We start from the raw sequence: 17,857 nt of genomic DNA on the forward strand, positions 1-17,857 counted from the left end.
AGGGAGGGGTTTGGGCGGGACGCGGATGAGGAGATGGAAGTGGTTGGACATCATGCAGAAGGTGATGACGTCGATGTCACAGAACCGGGCGAGGTGGTGGAGGATATTGAGGAGTTTGTGCTTGGCGGAATCGTCGAGGAGGGGAAGGCGACCGGCGACGCGGGACATGCAGTGATAGACCGCCGTGAGCGCGGGGTCGGCTTTAATGCGTGGAATTCTCATGGGGTGAGGGTGTGAGGGGTGCCAGTGAGGTGGGGGTGGGTGAGCGGAATGATGGGCCAAAGGGTGAATGGAGAGGTGGGAGAGTCAATTTAAAAATAGCCTGTCCTTCTATACGTCCCCGTCGTAGTCCGCCACAGCGATCCCGATGGCGCCTGCGGAGCGAGTCGGGATCGGACCGTCCAGGATCCGGGAGAGGTTCCCATTTCCCGTTCCCCGAAACAGAAGGGGAGGGCCGGTGCGCCGTGCAATCAGCAGAAGGTCGAGATCTCCGTCATTGTCGAAATCTCCCCAGGCAGCGAATCGGAGGGACGCGCTCCGCGAGTCCAGGACCCAGTGCTCCACACCATTGCGGCCTCGTGGAACTCCGGCCCTCCGAAGCGGCGCTTCGCGAAGTCCGCACCTCTCCCCACAACTCCGGGATGCACGGAAAAACAGCCTGACCTTCCATATACTCTCTTCTGCTCCGCGGCGTTTTGCGGGGTGGGTCCGGGCTTGCGGGCGGGCGGGGTTGGGACCAACGTGCGGCCCACTGGGATGCCCGCGCCGGCAGCGGGGATCTCGCGACGACCTATGAATACACTGTTGAAGAAGGCTCTTTGGGTGGGATTGGCAATCGTTTGGATGTCGGCGACGGCGCACGCGGAGTGGAAGACGGACTTTGCGGCGGCCCAGGCGGAGGCAAAGAAGGAGAATCGGCTGCTGGTCTTGAATTTCACCGGATCCGACTGGTGTCCGCCGTGCATCCAGATGAAGCGTGAGGTGCTGGACAAGAAGGAGTTCAAGGATTTCGCGGCAAAGAACCTGGTGCTGGTGGAGGTGGATTTTCCGCGGCGCAAGGCGATCAGCGCGGCACAGCGCCGGGCCAATGAGGCGCTTCAGAAGAAGTTCTCCATCGAGGGGTACCCCACCTTCATCGTGCTGGGGCCGGACGGCAAGGAGTTGAGCCGCGACCTGGGGTACGTGCCGGGCGGGTTGAAGGGCTTCCTCACCAAGCTGGAGGGGCTGAAGAAGAAGAACGCATCCTGAGGCGCGGGCGAAGATCGGAGCGGACCGGTGCATCAGGCGGTCGCTGACGCCACAGGCGGTGGGCGATCAGGGCGGGAGGCGTTCAGGTCAGGCGCTGGAAGAAGGCGCGGGCGGTGGTGCAGGTGGCGGCGCTGAGTTCGGGCAGGGAACAGCCCTTGACGGTGGCGGCGACCTCGGCGAGTTCGCGGACGTAGGCGGGCTCGCAACGACGGCCGCGATGGGGTGTCGGGGCGAGGAACGGACAGTCGGTTTCGAGCATGAACCGCCCCAGGGGGACGGCGGCGAGGGCGTCCCGGACTTCCTGGGCATTCTTGAAGGTGGCGATCCCGGTGAAGCTGACGAGGGAACCGGCATCGAGGACCGCGGCGGCCTCCTGGGGGGTGCCGGTGAAGCAGTGGAAAACCCCCTGAACGCGTCCCGCGCAGGGGCGCATGATCTCAAGTGTGGGCTGGAATGCGTCGCGTTGATGGATGACGCAGTTCAGTCCGTTCTGCGCCGCCAGTTCGAGTTGCTGGAGGAACAGGCTGCGCTGGCGGTCGCGGATGGTGGTGGCCTCGGCGGCGGAGACGCGGTTGAGGCGGTAGTGGTCGAGACCGGTTTCGCCGATGGCGACCACCTTGGGATGGGCGGCGAGAGGGTGGAGCAGTCCGGTGATGTCTTCGGGTTCCTCCATGACGTGATTGGGGTGGACGCCGACGACGGCGTACACGGACGGGAACCGTTCCGCGAGGGCGACGGCGCGGCGGCTGCTTTCGATGGAGGTGCCGATGGTGAGGATGCGGGTGATGCCGGCGGCGACGGCGCGGGCAACGACCTCGGTGAGGTCATCGCGGAACTCAGGGAAGTCGAGATGGGCATGGGTATCGAAGAACTCGACCATGGTGGGTGGAAGGGTATCGGCGGTGCCGGCTGCGTCGCCAGCGGGTTCTGGTGGGTGACGATACCCCGAAATGGGGATGGCATTTCCGTGCGTTTGGCGGGGTGCACGAAAAAGTCGCGCTCTCTGTTTGTGTCCGGCCGTGCAGTCCCCTAGCTTCCGCGCCGTTTGCCACCGACGTATGTTTGAGTCACTTGGAAATCTATTGCGCCGCAAGACGCCCCCGAAGGGCGGACCCCTGATCCGCGAACCGGCCTCAAGGCCTGCCGGGGGGCAACCGAACGGACAGACCTTCAGCAAGGTGTTTCGCTGGCGTTTGCCCGACGGGCAGACAAAGGAACCGGCCCGGGTGGAGATCGTGGGATCGTTCACCCATTGGAAGCCGGTGGAGCTGACGCGGGACGGGAAGCTGGACGCCTGGCACGTGACATTGCACCACATCCCGGGGAACCGGACGCACCACTACATGCTGCTGGTCGATGGGGAGCCGACCTTCGACAAGACGTGCGACGGGATGGCCGTGCCGCACGGGTTCAGCGAGGAGCAGTTTCAGGTGCAGACGAGCCGCGGTCCCCGGGTGATGATGCTGTTTGCGCAGACCAAGTGAGCGGCGGGTGCCGGGCGGGCTCGCGGAGCTCGTTCCTCCGGAGAGTGTCCCTCCGAAAGGTGGAAGATGGGGTGGTGACGGGGAATGCGGAGGGGTGTGGGCGGACTCGCGGAGCTCGTCCCTCCGGAGAGTGTCCCTCCGGAGGATGTGTGACCGGGTGAGCGGTGGATGCTGCGGAGGGGTGCGGGACCGGACCGGGGTCAGGCGTCGTCGCGTCGGGGTTTGCGGAGTTCGGCTTCGCGGAGCCAGGCGAAGATGACCGGGGTGACGATGAGGATGTGGACGAGGCTGCTGACGGCCCCGCCGATGACGGGGGCGGCAAGGGGTTTCATGACCTCGGCGCCGGCGCGGTCGCTCCACATGATGGGGAGGAGGCTGGCAATGGTGGTCGCGACGGTCATGACCTTGGGGCGGAGGCGGAGGCGGGCGCCGTCCTGGACGGCCTGGAGGAGGTCGTCATGGGAGAAGGCGGCACCGCGATCGGCGCGGCGCTGGGCGAGACTTTCCTCGAGGTACACGACCATGACGACGCCGGTCTGGATGGCGATGCCGAAGAGGGTGATGTAGCCGACCCAGACGGCGACGCTGAAGGGGTAGCCGAGGGACCACTGGAGGAAGACGCTGCCGCTGAGGGCGAAGGGGACGGCGAGGATGACGTGGGCGGCCTCGCTGACGGAGCGGTAGGTGAGGTAGAGGAGGAGGAAGATGACGAGGAGGACGGTGGGGAAGATGACCTGGAGGGTGGCACGGGCGTGGAGGAGATGTTCGTACTGGCCGCTGTACTCGATGGTCATGCCCGGATCGAGGGTGACTTCGCGGGCCACGCGTTCGCGGATTTCCTTCACGAAGCCGCCGAGGTCGCGGTCCTGGACATTGGCCTGGACGAAGACGCGGAGACGTCCGTTTTCGGAGGCGATCTCGCTGGGGCCGATGACGCGGCGGATGGAGGCGACCTGGCCGAGGGGGATCATCCTGCCGGCGGGACTGGCGACGAGGATTTCGCCGAGGCGTTCGATATCGTCGCGTTCGTCGCGGGCGAGGCGGACCTGGATGGGGAAGCGTTCCCGGCCCTCGATGGTGGTGGCGACGTTGACACCGCCGAGGCCGGCTTCGACGGTTTCGAGGACGTCGCGTGCATTGAGGCCGAAGCGGGCCATGGCGGGGCGGTCCACGATGATTTCGAGGTAGGGTTTGGCCTGGACGCGGGAGGGGGCGACTCCGATGGCGCCGGGGACGGAGCTGACGATCCGTTCGACCTCGAAGGCTTTGCGTTGGAGGGCATCGAGGTTGTCGCCGAGGATCTTGACGCCGACCTGGGCACGGATGCCGGTGCTGATCATGAGAATGCGGTTCTCGATGGGCTGAAGGAAACCGGGGACATAGCCGGGCACGGCGGTCATTTTCGCGGTGAGTTCGGCGATGAGGGCGGGTTTGGTCATGCCCGGGCGCCACTGGTCGCGGGGTTTGAGCATGATGGTGGTCTCGATCATTTCGACGGGGGCGGGATCGGTGGCGGTTTCGGCGCGGCCGAGTTTGCCGGCGACGGAGGCGACTTCGGGGACCTGGCTCATGACGACATCCTGCCAGGCCATGATGCGATGGACTTCGGGGAGGGCGGTGCTGGGGAGGAGGACGGGCATGTAGAGGAGGGAGCCTTCCTCGAGGGTGGGCATGAACTCGCTGCCCATGCCGGCGAGCAGGCGGGCGGCGGCGGGGTGTCGGGACTGGAAGAGGGTGAGGGCGGCGGGGTCGGGTCCGACCACCGCACGGGCGATCCGGGTCAGGACGGGGCGTGGGAGACCGAAGGCGAGGAGGGCGGCGGCGGCGAGGAGCAGGGCGGCGGCGGCGAGGACGACGAGGCGATGGCGGAGGGACCAGGCGAGGAGGGGTTGGTAGAGGTGGAGGAGGGAGCGCATGACCCAGTTGTTCTCCTCGCGGTGGAAGGGGCCGCGGATGAGGAGGGAACAGAGGACGGGGACGGCGGTGACGGCGAGGAGGGTGGCGCCGATGCAGGCGAAGGTTTTGGTGTAGGCGAGGGGATGGAAGAGTTTGCCCTCCTGACCGCTGAGGACGAAGACGGGGACGAAGGCGAGGATGATGATCGACATCGCGAAGAAGATCGGGCGGCCCACGAGGCGGGCGGCGACGAGGGTGGTTTCCAGAGTCTCGCGGCGGGTGAGGCGGACCTGGGATTCGGTCCAGGGCTGGCCCGAGGCGCGGAGGGATTCGCGTTTGCGATCCTCGGCGCGTTCGCAGTGGCGGATGACGTTTTCGGTCATGACGATCCCGGCATCGACGAGGACGCCGATGGCGATGGCGATGCCGGCGAGGGACATGATGTTGGAGCTGATGCCCAGCTCCTGCATGAGGATGAAGGAGATGAGGATGGAGGCGGGGAGGGGGAGGGTGACGATGAGGATGCTGCGGAAGTGGAAGAGGAAGATGACGTGGGCGAGGGTGACGAGGAGGATTTCCTCGATGAGGGCGTGTTTGAGGGTGTTGATGGTGCGCTCGATGAGTTCGCTGCGGTCGTAGAAGGAGCGGATCGAGACGCCGGGGGGGAGGCTGGAGGCCAGTTGGGCGATCTTCTCCTTCACGTCACGGATGACCGCCATGGCGTTTTCGCCGGTGCGCATGACGACGATGCCGCCGACGCGCTCGTGTCCGTCCACGTCGAGGGTGCCGCGGCGGAAGTCGCCACCGATCTGGAGGGTGGCGACGTCGCGGAGGTACACGGGGGTGCCATCGCGTTCGGTGACGGCGACGGATTCGAGGTCGGCGAGGGACTCGATGAGGCCGACGCCACGGACGACGAACTCGACGCCGTTTTCCTCGATGACCTTGCCGCCGACGTTGAGGTGGTTGGCGGAGACGGCGGCCATGACCTGGCCGAGGGTGGCGCCGGCGGCGCGGAGCCGGGTGGAGGAGACCTCGACCTGGTACTGCTTGACGAAGCCTCCGAGGCTGGCGACTTCGGCGACGCCGGGGACGGACTGGAGCTGGTAGCGGACGAACCAGTCCTGGATGGCGCGCAACTGGCCGAGGTCATAGCCGCCGTCCGGGGCGAGCCGGGGATCGACATGGAGGTAGTACTGATAGACCCAGCCGAGGCCGGTGGCATCGGGGCCGAGGAGTGGGGTGACGCCCGGGGGCATCTGGGTGCCGAGGTAATTGAGGCGTTCGAGGATGCGGGCGCGGGCGAAGTAGTTGTCGGTGTCGTCCTCGAAGATGACGGTGATGAGGGAGAAGCCGAACATGGACAGGGCGCGGACGGCCTTGACGCCGGCGAGGCCCTGGAGGTTGACGGAGAGCGGGTAGGTGACCTGGTCCTCGACCTCCTGGGGGGAGCGACCGGGCCAGTCGGCGAAGACGATCACCTGGTTTTCGGACAGGTCGGGGATGGCGTCCACGGGGGTGGACAGGAGGGCTTTCACGCCCCAGGCCACGACGAGGAGGAGGGCGCAGAGGATGAGGAAGCGGTTCCTCAGGGAGAATTCGATGAGCCGGTTGATCATGGGGTGACGACCTCCACGCCGCATTCGAGCATTTCGGCGCCGAACCAGGGATTACGAAGGGGGGGTGCGAGCTGGAGCCACTCGGTGCGTCGCGGCGCGTCGGCGAAGGCGTCGGAGGTCATCGGGCAGCGGTAGATGCGGAGGGAGGCGAAACCGGGTTCGGCGTCGCGGAGGGATTTGGCGAGGGCGACGAGGGCCTGGCTCAAGGGGAAGTAGGCGCCGCGGGCGTCGCGGAGGCTGGGGGCCGGGGGAAGGTTGGCGGGGGACAGGGCGGGTTCGATCCAAGGCTGCCAGGGCCCGGCGGCGGGGAGGCGTTCGCGGAGGGGAACGGCGGTGGCGGCGAGGGCCGGGCGGGCATCGTTGAAGGCGGCGAGATCATCGGCGGCGAGGGCGGCGCGGAGGAGGTCGGCCTGGGCGAGGAAGGCCTGGAGCGCGGGGAGGAGATCCGTGGGGAAGGAGTTCGGGGGAGGACGGGGCGGGGTGAGGGCGGGGGATGCCGGGTCGGGGGATGCGGCGGGATCCAGGCCGGGTTCGTGGAGGGACTGGTTGAGCTGGGCCTGGGCATCGATGAGGAGGTTGCCGTTGAGGACGACGCGGTCTCCGGCGTCGAGTCCGGCCAGCACTTCGAAGTGATCGTCGCCGGCCCGTCCGAGGCGGAGGTCGCGGCGTTCGTAGGCGCCCCCGCCATGATCGAGGTAGGCGCGGGGGCGACCGTCGGGATTGAGGACGGCGGCACGGGGAACGAGGAGGACCCCGGGGATTTCGATGCGGATGCGGGCGTCGGCGTAGAGCTGGGCGGGGAGGAGGTGTTGGGGGTGGGCGGGGTCGAGGAGGGGGTTGTCGAGTTCGACGCGGGCTTTGGCGCTGCGGGTGCGGGGGTCAAGGGTGGGATCGATGAAGCGGATGGGGGCGTGGAGGGACTGGCCGGGGAGGGCCGGGGTGGTGAGTTCGACTTCCTGTCCGACGCGGATCCAGGGGAGGTCACGTTCATAGACATCGAAGCGGAACCAGAGGGTGGAGAGATCGGCGATTTCGAGGAGGGGATCGCCTTCGGCGACGTACTGGCCGGCGAGGACGAAGCGTTCGAGGACGGTGCCGCTTTCCGGGGCGAGGAGTTCGGACAGGTGGCTGGCGGGGTCCTTGCCGGGCAGGGCGAGGATCTGGGGTTCGGTGAGGCCGAGCTGGCGGAGGCGTTGGAAGGCGGCCCGCTGGAGGAGATCGGCATCGGCGGAGGGGGCGCCCGGGGTGTGGCGGGCGAGGGCAAGAAACTGGCGTTCGGCTTCGAGGAGGGCGGGGCTGTAGATCCGGGCGAGGGGTTGCCCGGCGGTCACGGAGGCGCCGGTGAAGTTGACGTGGAGATGTTCGATGCGGCCGGCGACGTAGGCCGGGAGGAGGCGACGGCGGGTTTCGTCGGGTTCGAGGGTGCCGGCGACGCGGAGGTGGCGGACGAGGGGGCCGCGGTGGATGGAGGTGGAGCGGACATGGATGACGGTGATGGAATTGGAGGGGAGGGAGACCATGCCCGGTTCGAGATCGGGGGAGGCATCGCCTTCGAAGACGGGGGTAAGTTCCATGCCGCAGATGGTGCATTTGCCCGGGGTATCGGACTTGATCCAGGGATGCATGGCGGACTGGTAGAAGAGGACCCGTTTGGGGCCGCCGGCGGCGGGGAGGGCGTCGTGGGATTGGGCGAGGCGACGGGCGCTCCACCAGGCGGCCGGGCCGACGAGGGCGGCGGTCAGGAGGATGGCGAGGAGGGTAGGAGCTTTCATGGGCGGGGGGGGGCGGGAATCAGGGCAGCGGGACTTCGGGGGCCGGATCGGGGGCGAGGTCGAGCATGAAGAGGGCATCGACATCGCCGATGCCGCAGCAGGTGACGAGTTCGGCGATCATGCGGTGCTGGTCGGCGACGGCACGGGCGAGGGTGAGGCGGGCCTCGGTGAGTTCGCGCCGGGCATCGAGCAGTTCGAGGAAGCGGCCGCGCCCGACGCTCCAGGCGGCGAGGGTGTTTTCGACGAGGAGTTCCCAGCGGGGGAGGAGGCGGTCGCGGTAGAGAAGGGCTTCGCGGCGTGCGGCATCGATGAGGGTCCAGACGCGGAAGACTTCGCGGCGGACTTCGAGTTCGTAGTCCTGGAGTTCGGCGTGGGAGGCGTTGGCGAGGGCGCGGTCGCGGTCGTGGTCGGCGCGGTAGCGGCTGCGATTGAGCCAGGGGAGGTTGAGTCCGACGCCGACCATGCCTTCGCGGACGGCGCCGGAGCCGCTCCATTGGCGGGCTCCGACGGAGAGGGCGACATCGGGAAGGCGGGTGCGGCGGGTGACTTCGAGGGCGGCCTCGGCACGGGCGGTCTCGCGGCGGAGGACGGCGAGGCGGGGTTCGTTGAGGACGGCGAGGGAGACGAGGCGGTCGGAGAACGGGATGTCGGGCGCGCTGGGCGGGAGGTCAAGGGCGGGCCAGGGATGGTCGAGGGGGCGGGCGAGGAGGCGATTGAGGGTGGCGCGGTCGAAGTTGCGCTGGAGGCGGTCTGTTTCGAGCTGCTGGATGCGGCGTTCGCGTTCGGTTTCGAGGCGGAGGAAATCGACATTGCCTTCGAGACCGGCGGCCTGGCGTTCCCTGAGGAAGCCCGACATGCGTTCGACGAGTGCGAGGTCCTGCTGGCCGATGTCGAGGATGGCATCGGCGAGGGCGAGGGTATGGGCGGCCTGGACGACGTCGCGACGGAGCAGTTGGAGGCGGTATTCCGATTCGGAAACGGCGACGGCGGCGGCGGCGTCGGCCTCGAGGCGTTTGGCGCGGGCCTTGCCGAAGAGGGGGAGGGGCTGCTCGATTTCGTAGAGGAGGTTGCCTTCCATCTCGAGGTCGGGGCCTGGCGAGCTGGCGACGGCGCCACCGATCCGGACCATGGGATCCTCCCAGACGCGGACGCCCTGAACGGCGCGTTGAGCGGCCTGTTGACGGAGGCGGGCGGCACGGAGTTGGGGATGTTGATCGGTCGCCTCGCTGACGAGCCGGGCGAGGAGGGCGGCGTCGAGCGGGAGACGTTGGGGAGGGGCTGGCGTCGCGGCCCGCACGGGGCAGAGCGCCAGACACAACAGGGATGAGAACCAGAGAGATCGCATGAACCACCTTTCAGCCGGGAATCGTTACACGCCTGTCAGGCCGACCCGTGGTGCGCCGGCGTGGGGCACACCTCACCCGTGGCTGGCGGTGGGATCAGATCAGAAGGGCGCAGCCGCTCAGGAAGAGGGGAACGGCGGCGGGGAGGGAAGCGGCGCCATGTCCGGCAGCGGGTGCGGAGGCATCGCCGGAAGGAGAAAGAGGAACCGCCACGGAGGGCGCGGGAGGCACCAGGTCGTCGCTCGAACCTGCGGGTCGGACCGGCAGGGCGGGGGCGGGTACTCCGGGCACGGGGGCTTCCGCGGGGGCACAGCAGGTGCGGGCTCCGCAACTGCAGCAGCGGCAGGTGGCGTGAGCGGTTGCGTCGTGAGCGGTGGCGCCGTGAGCGGTGGCCGGGGAGGGGGTGCTGGCGGCGTTGACCGCGGGTCCGCCCCAGGGCTGCCAGAGCAGCGCCAGGATGAGGAGGACGGCGGCGGGCCAGCGCATCGTGGGGGGAGATTATGCCGGATGGGGGCGGACGTCACGCCTTCTTGCGGGCTTCCCACGGGGCGGGATGTCTTTCAGGATCGGCGGACCATGATCACCCGTTTACTTGCCGTCGCGGCCCTGCTGGTCGGGATGGGGCTGTGGACACGACCCGCCGTGGCGGCCGACACGCGTTGCTACGAACTGCGGATCTACCATGCGGCGCCGGGGAAGCTCGATGCGTTGCACGAGCGGTTTCGGAACCACACGCTGCGGCTCTTCGAGAAGCACGGGATGCGGAACATCGGGTACTGGGTGCCGGTGCAGAACCAGGAGAATCCGCGGCTGTACTTCATCCTCTCGTATCCCAACCGGGAGGCGCGGGAGGCTTCGTGGAAGGCGTTCGTCGCCGATCCGGACTGGCAGGCGGCCTACCAGGCGTCGCATGCGGGCGGGGTGCTGGTGGAGAAGGCGGAGAGTTATTTCCTGGCGACCACGGATTACTCGCCGGCCATCCGGGCGCGGGTGGGGGAGGAGCGGCGGGTGTTCGAGTTTCGCGACTACACGGCTTCGGCGGGGAACCTGGACCGGTTGCATGCGCGGTTCCGGGATCACACGGTCCGGCTCTTTTCGAAGCACGGGATGCACCATTTCGGATACTGGACGCCGATGCCGGGCGAGGCGGGGGCGGAGGACCGGCTGGTGTATCTGCTGTGGCACGACAGCACGGATGCCGCGAAGGCATCCTTCGGGGGGTTTGTTCAGGATCCGCAGTGGAGGGCGGCGCGGGAGTCGTCGGAACGGGCGGCGGGCGGTTCGCTGACGGCACCGGGCGGGGTGCGGTCGCTGTTCCTGGTGGCCACGGACTATTCGCCCACACGCTGACATGAAGGGGCTTCGCGTACTCTGGGGGGTGGTGCTGGCCATGGGGGTCCAGGCCGCCCCGGAACCGGGATGGGTGCGGGGCGGGTTTGTATATGAGACCGCGCCGTTCCCGCAGTGCCATGCGTCCACCGTGGTGGAGACGGGTGGAACCCTGGTGGTGGCGTGGTTCGGCGGGACGCACGAGCGGCATCCGGACGTGGGCATCTGGGTGTCGCGTTGGGAGGGCGGGTCCTGGACGGCTCCGCGCGAGGTGGCCCATGGCATTCAGTACCGGTTGCCGGGCGGGGAACCGTTGCGGTACCCGACGTGGAATCCGGTGCTGTTCCAGCCGGCGTCGGGTCCGCTGTTGTTGTTCTACAAGGCGGGTCCGTCACCACGCGAATGGTGGGGGATGCTGATGACGTCGCCGGACGGCGGACGGACGTGGGATGAGCCGCGGCGCCTGCCGGAGGGGATTCTGGGTCCGGTGAAGAACAAGCCGGTGCAATTGGAGAACGGGGATCTGTTGTGTCCGTCGAGCAGCGAGCACGACGGCTGGCGGCTTCACTTCGAGCGGACGTCCGACCTGGGCCGCACCTGGGAGCGGATCGGATCGTTCCATGACGGCAAGGCGATCGGCGCGATCCAGCCCAGCCTGTTGCGGTTGGGACCGGAGCACTGGCTGGCGGTGGGGCGGTCGCGTCAGGATCGGGTGTTCGAGGTGGAGTCGCGGGACGGGGGGCGGACGTGGGGGGTGCTGACTCTGGGAACGCTGCCCAATCCGAATTCGGGGACCGACGCCGTGACCTTGCGGGACGGCCGGCATCTGATGGTTTACAACCACGTGCCGGGTTTGCCGGGGCAATGGGGGGGGAAACGGTCGCCGTTGAATGTGGCGGTCTCGGAGGACGGCCGGACCTGGCGGGCGGCACTGACCCTCGAGGACGAGCCGGGCATGGAGTTCAGCTACCCGGCGGTGATCCAGTCGGCGGACGGGATGGTCCACATCACCTACACGTGGAAGCGGCAACGGGTGAAGCACGTGGTCCTGGACCCGGCCCGGCTGGTGTTGCGGGACTTCGCGGAGGGAGGGGCCTGGCCCGATGGAAGCGGCGGGTGATTGCGCGTGTCCATGGTGCGGCCAGACGGTGACCGTGTCGGTGGACACCAGCGTGGAGAACCAGCGGTTCACGGTGGACTGCGAGGTGTGCTGCCGTCCGATCGAGGTCGTGGCGACCTGTGAGCCGGGGGAAATCTTGAGCCTGGACGTCGGTTCAGGGTGAGCAGGCAGCCTGGGCGGCCGAGTGGGGCGGCGTCCTGGGCTGCATCCGGGACGGGTGAGGTTCGCGAGGCTGCGGGCCATGGCGTCGGGCGGTTGGAGGCTCCGTGGAACCCGGTTCGGCGAACGCGGGGCGATGCCCAGGGCGTTGCGCCCGAAGCGGGGTGAGGATTCGCGGGATGGCTCCCTGCGCGACCGGGCCGGCGATGGAGTTCCGACCGGGGTCAGTCGCCTGGATCGAAGCCGTGTCCGACCAGGCTGCACGCCTGGACGACGTTGAGGCCGAGGCGTTCCGCGGCTTCCACGACGTCGGGGCTGTCGGCTCCGGGATTGAGCCAGAGTTCGTCGCAGCCGCGGGCAGCGATGCGGGGCAGTTCCTGAAGGAGGACGGCGGGCGGGAGGTACACGCTGATGAGGTGGGGTCGCAGGGGGAGATCCTCGACGGAGGCGAAGGCGGGAAGACCTTCGATGGTCTTTTCGCGCGGATTCACGGGAAACACCTGCCAGCCCTTTCCGGCGAAGGCCCGCACGGCGCGATTGCCGAATTTGGACCGCTGATTCGAGGCGCCGAGGATGGCGATCGTTTTCATGACGCCGAGACTGCGTTTGCGCCACCGGGGACAAAAGTCCGAAGGCGGGACTTCCTATCCGCCACGAACGGCTTTCGCGGGGAGCCTGGGTTCGGATAGGATGTTGCCAATCGGGTCCGGCACCGAGCCGGTTCGACCGGACCCGCATCGCCATCATGAATGCCACGGACCACGCCCCGACCCGCCACCCCCGCCGCGCCACCACGCGCCGCGAGTTCCTCAAGACCACCGGACGTGTCACCGCCGCCTCCGCCCTTGCCGGAGTGGCGCTGCCGCACGTACACGCCACCGGTGACGACACCATCCACCTGGCGTTGATCGGGTGTGGCGGACGCGGCAACGGCGCCGTGGCCAATGCAATGTCCGCCGGGGGCCTGGTGCTGGATGACGATCAGGGCAACGCGCGCACGGCGCGGACCGGGGCACTGGGTTCGCGGGGTCCGGTGAAGCTCGTGGCGATGGCGGACATCCGGGCCGACCGGCTCACCCAGTCGCACGCCGCGTTGCGCGAGGCGCTGGGGGACGGCATCGACGTGCCCGCCGAACGCCGGTTTCCGGGCTTCGACGGGTACCGCCACGCCATCGACTGCCTGCGTCCGGGGGACGTGGCGATGCTGACCACCCATGCGGCCTTCCGACCGGGCCATCTCGAGTATGCGGTCGAGCGGGGGGTGCATGTGTTCATGGAGAAGAACTTCGCCTCGGACCCCGGCGGCCTGCAGCGGATCCTTCGGGCGGGCGAGGCGGCGGAGAAGAAGAACCTCAAGATCGGTGCCGGGCTGATGTGCCGCCATTCCTCGGCCCGCCAGGCGCTGATTGGCAGGATCCGGGAGGGCGATCTCGGCGAGATCCAGCTCATCCGGGCATACCGGATGGATCCCGGTTACCGGATGGGCCCGTTCCCGGGAGGGGAGAACGAGTTGCTGTGGCAGTTGAGCCCGGGGCGGCCCTACCAGTTCCTGTGGGCGTCGGGCGGGATTTTCATCGAGCTGATGATCCACCAGATCGACGAGTGTTTCTGGATCAAGGACGCCTGGCCCGTGGCCGCCCATGGCATCGGCGGACGCCAGGCCGGCAGCACCGACTGCAGTCAGAACCTCGACAGTTACTCGGTGGAATACACCTTCGCAGACGGCACCACCGCCCTGGTCAATGGACGGTACGTCCCCAACTGCCACACCGACTTCGGCACCTACATTCATGGCAGCCGTTGCGCCGCGAAGTTCTCGGGGGATGTCCATGCACCGGCCTCCTGGGTGTACCGCGACCAGCGCATGGAGCGCGGCAACATCACCTGGCGCGCGGAGCGGGAGACGGTGAATCCGTGGCAGGCCGAATGGGAGGTGCTCCTGGCGGCAATCCGCAACGACCGGCCGCACAACGAGGCCCGCCGGGCGGCCCTTGCCAATCTGGGCGCCATCATGGGCCGGGCGGCGGTTCACACCGGCCAGCGCATCACCTGGGAACAGGCCGTCGCCTCGGACTTCCAGTTTTATGCGGGTGTGGATCAGCTCACCGCCGCCAGCGCCGCCCCGGTCCGCGCCGACGCGCAGGGCCGATATCCCGCTCCCGTGGCGGGCGCCTGGACGGAGATTTGAGGCGGGTGGTAATCGGAGGGGCGGGATTCACGAGGCTGGCGGCCGCCGGGGGCACGCAGACCTTTCGATCTCCGGGTGGAGTCGCGAACTGCCGGCCCACCCTGTACCTCACCAGTACAATCCATGCGAGGCCAGCTCCCGCCGCACCAGGTCGAGGTCCCAGACCTGCACTTCCGCATATTGTCCCCGCACATAGAGGCGGCTGTCTCCAGGACCCCAGCACAACGGAACCTGCCCCAGCGCCTCCAGCCGCATCAGCACCTCTCCACGTCCAGGATGGATCAGTTGTACCTCGTCCACACGCCATTGCACCGCCACCAGGGACCCTTCGCCGACTGCCGCCACCGGAGGTTCGACGGGCAGCGCACCGACTCCGCCCGCCTCTTCCTCCAAGGCTTCGATCCAATGCACCAGTTCCCAACTCTCCCGCTCGAAAACGCGACATCCCCGCCCATCGATCGCCAGCAAGCGTTCCGTGCCCGGTTGAAACGCCACCACCGTCGCCCCTGGCCCCGGCCATTCCCGCAATAACGCTCCGGTCACCGCATCCCAGACCCGCGTCCTGCCCTCGAATGTCCCTCCCGTCGCTGCCCAGCGTCCCGATCCGCTGAGTGCCACCGATCCCAGCCCGTCATGCACCAGCCGGATCGCCACTCCGGCATCCCGTCCCTCCTCCAGGATCACCGCTGTGCTGGCGTCGGCCCGCACCACCATTCGGCGGCCCGCCGCATCCGTCCCCAACGGCGCGATCCGCCCGGTCACCGGTTCAGACCACACGCGCTGCGTTTCGACACCTGCGGCAGGCCCCCACTCCGTTCCCGGACCCGGCAGACGCACCCACCCGGCTCCGTCTTCCCCGGCCATGAGCAGTCTTCCTCCCTCCCCGGTCCGAACCGCGGACGCCGCCCCTGACACCAGCCCGGTCCATGCCCCGCCCTCCGCGGCGACCTCCCGGATCGCCACTCCGCGCCCGGTCGCGTAGGCCAGATACCGGCCGTCCCCGGTGACCGTTGCCGACACGATCCGCGCGTCGCGAATTCCGAGTCCCCGGTACACCGGGGACGGATGGGCAACTTCCAGCAGTTCCGCCCGTCTGCCGTCCCCGAACCTCGCCAACCGCCGGGCGTCCGGACTGAACCCCACGAACCGCGTGCCGCCGCTCACCGGGTACATCAACAGGGCCTGCGCCCGTTCGACATCCCACAGCCCGGCCGCCTTGTCCCAGCCGATGGTCGCCAGCAGCGTCCCGTCCTGACTGAACGTCGCCGTCACGACTTGGGCCTTGTGCCCGGCAAACACCGCCGCCCGCCGGCCTGTCTCGACGTCCCAGAAATGCACCAGCCAGTCGTCGCATGGCACCGCCAGCCGGGCGCCGTCCGGATGCCAGGCAATCCCCCGTGCCGCCGCTCCATGTTCGAGGACCCGCAGCAGCGAACCGTCGACGGCCCAACGAATCCCCACCTCGCCGCCGAGCGACGCAACTGCCAGCCGGGTCCCGTCCGGACTGAAGCTCAGTGCATACAACCCTTCTCCGGCCGGGAACGTCTGCACGCCTTGCCCGTCCGTCATCCGCCGGATGGACACCTCTCCGGCCGGGGTTCCCGCAGCGAGCCAGGCGCCGTCCGGGGAGATGGCCAGCGACCGCAACGAGACCGGTTCGCCGACCTCCCATGCCACCTCACCCGTCTCCAGTTCCCACACCAGGGTGCGGTTCGAAGCTTCCCGATCCAACGGGTGATATTTCGCCACCAGGTGCCGTCCGTCGGGCGCAAACAACGTCAGCAGGCACGGCCATCCCGGTCCGGGCAATCGCAACAATTCACGGTCCTCGCCGAGTGTCCGGACTGTCAGGGTGCCGTCTGGCCCCCCGATCGCCACCCGGTCCAGTCCCGGCTCCAAGGTATGCTCGGCCAGTCCCGGTCCGTCGCCCGTCCACTGGCGGATCGGACGCAGATCGATGAGTCCGAGGCAGCGCACCGCCTCGCTCAGCACGTCCGGCCCGATCCGGATCGCCCCGGCCTTCCCCAGCGCCTCGAGGGCCGCCAGGCGCTGTCCAGGCAGCCGGCTCAGCCGCAACGCCCGCGCCTGGTGCAGCAGCGATTCCCGCAATTGTTCCCGTGTCCGCGCTTCCGACCTCTCCGCCTCGCGCTTCTGCATGGACGCCCACACGTATGCCCCGGACGCCAGCAGCGCCACGGCCAGGAGTACGACCGCCACCCGATAGAACCGCGCCAGTCGAACCTCCAGTTGGTGGGTCCGGCGCACTGACTTCCCCGCCTGCAACAGCAGCAGCTCGGCATGGAGCTGGCCTGCGGATCGGTACCGTTCCTTCGGGTCACGCCGGCACGCTTTCAGCACGATCGCGTTGATCTCCAGCAGTCGTTCCGCTTCTCCGACGGGGGGCCAGCCGGGCGGCAATTCGGGAAAATCCCGCCGGTCCATCCCTGTCGCCGCCTCGTAGAACACCTTCCCCAGCCCGTACACGTCCGCCTGTGCCGACCCTGGTCCTTCCGGCGGCAGGTACCCCTCCGTTCCCACCACCGAGCACGTTGCATCTGCAAGCGTTACGAGGCCGATGTCGGCGAACTTCGGCACTCCGCCCACGAAGACGATGTTCGAAGGCTTGATGTCCCGGTGCACCAGCCCGTGCCCATGCAGGTACTCCAGGCCCGAAGTCAGGGCCAGAGCCAGCCTCAGCCACTCGTCGTACCCTAACCGGCCCCGTCGCAGCAGATCCTCCTTCAACGTCCGAGGCACATACGCCTCGATGTCCGGCATCCCGGCCCCGGCATCCCGTTCCGCCTCGACGGCCCCGGCGTCGTCCGCCAGCTCCATGACGTAGTAGAAGTATCCATCCTCGTCGTTCCGACCCGCCTGCAGGATTGCCACATGCCCGGGATGGGTGCGTGAAATCGGTTCCACCCGCCGGATTCCCTCGAATTCCCTCCGGTACGGACGTTCGGAATCGAACGATGCCCGATGCACCACCTTCACCGCCCGCCATCCGCCCAGCACGTTGCAGGCGAGCCACACCTCGCCGTAACTCCCTTTGCCGACACAACGTGCCAGTGTGTGATCCGGGATCCGCGGCGTCCGGTGTTCTGCCGCCGTCATCGGCGCCGGAGTCCAGTGACGCGGCCACGCCCGGTTTTTCGTCGCGCCGCCACGACCTGCTGCACCGTCATCCGCCATGTTCGTCCCATCGTATCCTGCTCCCGGAGCCCCTGTCACGGCCCCGACTCTGCTTCTCGTTCGGGCCGAAGGCAGCGGTCGGATGGGAGGCGCGTGCTTCGGGTCACGGCGGTCCGGCAAGGCCACCCAAAGTCTGGATGAGCATCGGAGCTGCCGAATCACCCCACGGCATCCACTCGCAGATCCCGCAACACGGTGAGTCCCGGGATCGGGGCGCCCCGAATGATCCGTGCGCCGCTCTTGCGCCGCTTGCCGAACTTGTCCCGGTGCCGTTCCCACATCTGGTCCACGAACTCCTTCGATCCCAGGAACACCCCGTCGGTCATGTGCCGGATCCTTAACCGCAGGATCTGCCCCAGCGGCAACTCCCCGCCCCGCGCCAGCTCCGCCCGGATCGCCTCCGGATCCAGCACCCGCTTGTCACTTCGTCCTGACGTCCCGCCAATCACGTAAAGCGCCAGGCGATATTCTGCTGACGCCGCGCTCCAGTCGGTTGCCCCCAGAAAT

At 68.2% G+C, this 17,857-nt stretch carries 16 protein-coding genes; 6 read left to right on the plus strand and 10 right to left on the minus strand.

Translation table 11 applies throughout. From position 1 onward, the window contains the following. Positions 1 to 222, minus strand: a 222-nt coding sequence (locus KF833_23495) for a transposase (protein ID MBX3748283.1), incomplete at its 3' end; no start/stop codon positions are given. A gap of 108 nt (positions 223 to 330) precedes the next feature. Further along, positions 331 to 564, minus strand: a complete 234-nt coding sequence (locus KF833_23500) for a VCBS repeat-containing protein (protein MBX3748284.1) — start codon at positions 562 to 564, stop codon at positions 331 to 333. A gap of 228 nt (positions 565 to 792) precedes the next feature. Here KF833_23500 and KF833_23505 point away from each other — a divergent pair, with 228 nt between their 5' ends. Next, the gene (locus KF833_23505) at positions 793 to 1,248 is read left to right on the plus strand and encodes a thioredoxin family protein (protein ID MBX3748285.1); all 456 of its coding nucleotides are present in this window, start codon (positions 793 to 795) and stop codon (positions 1,246 to 1,248) included. Positions 1,249 to 1,330: 82 nt separating this feature from the next. Here the strand turns inward: KF833_23505 and KF833_23510 are convergent, their stop codons facing one another. Further along, positions 1,331 to 2,128 (minus strand): TatD family hydrolase, encoded by a 798-nt coding sequence (locus KF833_23510; protein ID MBX3748286.1) that lies wholly within the window; start codon positions 2,126 to 2,128, stop codon positions 1,331 to 1,333. Between the two features lie 178 nt (positions 2,129 to 2,306). Here KF833_23510 and KF833_23515 point away from each other — a divergent pair, with 178 nt between their 5' ends. Further along, a complete protein-coding gene (locus KF833_23515) occupies positions 2,307 to 2,732 on the plus strand; it encodes a glycogen-binding domain-containing protein (GenBank protein ID MBX3748287.1) in 426 nt (141 codons plus the stop codon). Positions 2,733 to 2,932: 200 nt separating this feature from the next. On the opposite strand, the gene KF833_23520 is transcribed toward KF833_23515, so the two are convergent. From KF833_23520 to KF833_23535, 4 genes are all read right to left on the minus strand, one after another. After that, a complete protein-coding gene (locus tag KF833_23520; GenBank protein ID MBX3748288.1) occupies positions 2,933 to 6,247 on the minus strand; it encodes an efflux RND transporter permease subunit in 3,315 nt (1,104 codons plus the stop codon). After that, positions 6,244 to 8,019 (minus strand): efflux RND transporter periplasmic adaptor subunit, encoded by a 1,776-nt coding sequence (locus tag KF833_23525; protein MBX3748289.1) that lies wholly within the window; start codon positions 8,017 to 8,019, stop codon positions 6,244 to 6,246. The genes KF833_23520 and KF833_23525 overlap by 4 nt, the downstream gene beginning before the upstream one ends. A 19-nt stretch (positions 8,020 to 8,038) precedes the next feature. Further along, a complete protein-coding gene (locus KF833_23530) occupies positions 8,039 to 9,364 on the minus strand; it encodes a TolC family protein (protein MBX3748290.1) in 1,326 nt (441 codons plus the stop codon). 94 nt (positions 9,365 to 9,458) lie between these two features. Beyond that, complete coding sequence (locus tag KF833_23535; protein ID MBX3748291.1) at positions 9,459 to 9,848, minus strand: hypothetical protein; 390 nt, start codon at positions 9,846 to 9,848, stop codon at positions 9,459 to 9,461. 90 nt (positions 9,849 to 9,938) lie between these two features. Here KF833_23535 and KF833_23540 point away from each other — a divergent pair, with 90 nt between their 5' ends. The 3 genes from KF833_23540 to KF833_23550 are packed head-to-tail and all read left to right on the plus strand — an operon-like array spanning position 9,939 to position 11,974. Beyond that, entirely contained in the window at positions 9,939 to 10,712 is a 774-nt protein-coding gene (locus KF833_23540; GenBank protein ID MBX3748292.1) for an NIPSNAP family protein, read from the plus strand. Position 10,713: 1 nt separating this feature from the next. Next, on the plus strand, positions 10,714 to 11,811 hold the full coding sequence (locus tag KF833_23545; protein ID MBX3748293.1) for an exo-alpha-sialidase: 1,098 nt from the start codon (positions 10,714 to 10,716) through the stop codon (positions 11,809 to 11,811). After that, positions 11,795 to 11,974, plus strand: a complete 180-nt coding sequence (locus tag KF833_23550) for a CPXCG motif-containing cysteine-rich protein (protein MBX3748294.1) — start codon at positions 11,795 to 11,797, stop codon at positions 11,972 to 11,974. Before KF833_23545 ends, KF833_23550 begins: the two co-directional genes overlap by 17 nt. Positions 11,975 to 12,194: 220 nt before the next feature. On the opposite strand, the gene KF833_23555 is transcribed toward KF833_23550, so the two are convergent. Next, positions 12,195 to 12,560: a CoA-binding protein gene (locus KF833_23555; protein ID MBX3748295.1), complete on the minus strand. Its 366-nt coding sequence runs from the start codon at positions 12,558 to 12,560 to the stop codon at positions 12,195 to 12,197. A gap of 155 nt (positions 12,561 to 12,715) precedes the next feature. Here KF833_23555 and KF833_23560 point away from each other — a divergent pair, with 155 nt between their 5' ends. Next, on the plus strand, positions 12,716 to 14,158 hold the full coding sequence (locus KF833_23560; protein ID MBX3748296.1) for a Gfo/Idh/MocA family oxidoreductase: 1,443 nt from the start codon (positions 12,716 to 12,718) through the stop codon (positions 14,156 to 14,158). A gap of 108 nt (positions 14,159 to 14,266) precedes the next feature. On the opposite strand, the gene KF833_23565 is transcribed toward KF833_23560, so the two are convergent. Then, the gene (locus tag KF833_23565; protein MBX3748297.1) at positions 14,267 to 17,272 is read right to left on the minus strand and encodes a protein kinase; all 3,006 of its coding nucleotides are present in this window, start codon (positions 17,270 to 17,272) and stop codon (positions 14,267 to 14,269) included. 236 nt (positions 17,273 to 17,508) lie between these two features. Beyond that, on the minus strand, positions 17,509 to 17,857 hold a 349-nt coding region (locus tag KF833_23570; GenBank protein ID MBX3748298.1), incomplete at its 5' end, for a hypothetical protein.

It is taken from the genome of Verrucomicrobiia bacterium, from assembly GCA_019634625.1.
In the GTDB taxonomy this organism is placed as follows: Bacteria; Verrucomicrobiota; Verrucomicrobiia; order Limisphaerales; family CAIMTB01; genus CAIMTB01.

Bases quoted from the DNA above. Each gene is read 5' to 3' on its own strand.
- KF833_23565 (MBX3748297.1), bottom strand. From the start codon at position 17,272: ATGACGGCGGCAGAACACCGGACGCCGCGGATCCCGGATCACACACTG.
- KF833_23555 (MBX3748295.1), bottom strand. From the start codon at position 12,560: ATGAAAACGATCGCCATCCTCGGCGCCTCGAATCAGCGGTCCAAATTC.
- KF833_23505 (MBX3748285.1), top strand. From the start codon at position 793: ATGAATACACTGTTGAAGAAGGCTCTTTGGGTGGGATTGGCAATCGTT.
- KF833_23535 (MBX3748291.1), bottom strand. From the start codon at position 9,848: ATGCGCTGGCCCGCCGCCGTCCTCCTCATCCTGGCGCTGCTCTGGCAG.
- KF833_23515 (MBX3748287.1), top strand. From the start codon at position 2,307: ATGTTTGAGTCACTTGGAAATCTATTGCGCCGCAAGACGCCCCCGAAG.
- KF833_23510 (MBX3748286.1), bottom strand. From the start codon at position 2,128: ATGGTCGAGTTCTTCGATACCCATGCCCATCTCGACTTCCCTGAGTTC.
- KF833_23560 (MBX3748296.1), top strand. From the start codon at position 12,716: ATGAATGCCACGGACCACGCCCCGACCCGCCACCCCCGCCGCGCCACC.
- KF833_23545 (MBX3748293.1), top strand. From the start codon at position 10,714: ATGAAGGGGCTTCGCGTACTCTGGGGGGTGGTGCTGGCCATGGGGGTC.
- KF833_23530 (MBX3748290.1), bottom strand. From the start codon at position 9,364: ATGCGATCTCTCTGGTTCTCATCCCTGTTGTGTCTGGCGCTCTGCCCC.
- KF833_23540 (MBX3748292.1), top strand. From the start codon at position 9,939: ATGATCACCCGTTTACTTGCCGTCGCGGCCCTGCTGGTCGGGATGGGG.
- KF833_23525 (MBX3748289.1), bottom strand. From the start codon at position 8,019: ATGAAAGCTCCTACCCTCCTCGCCATCCTCCTGACCGCCGCCCTCGTC.
- KF833_23520 (MBX3748288.1), bottom strand. From the start codon at position 6,247: ATGATCAACCGGCTCATCGAATTCTCCCTGAGGAACCGCTTCCTCATC.
- KF833_23550 (MBX3748294.1), top strand. From the start codon at position 11,795: ATGGAAGCGGCGGGTGATTGCGCGTGTCCATGGTGCGGCCAGACGGTG.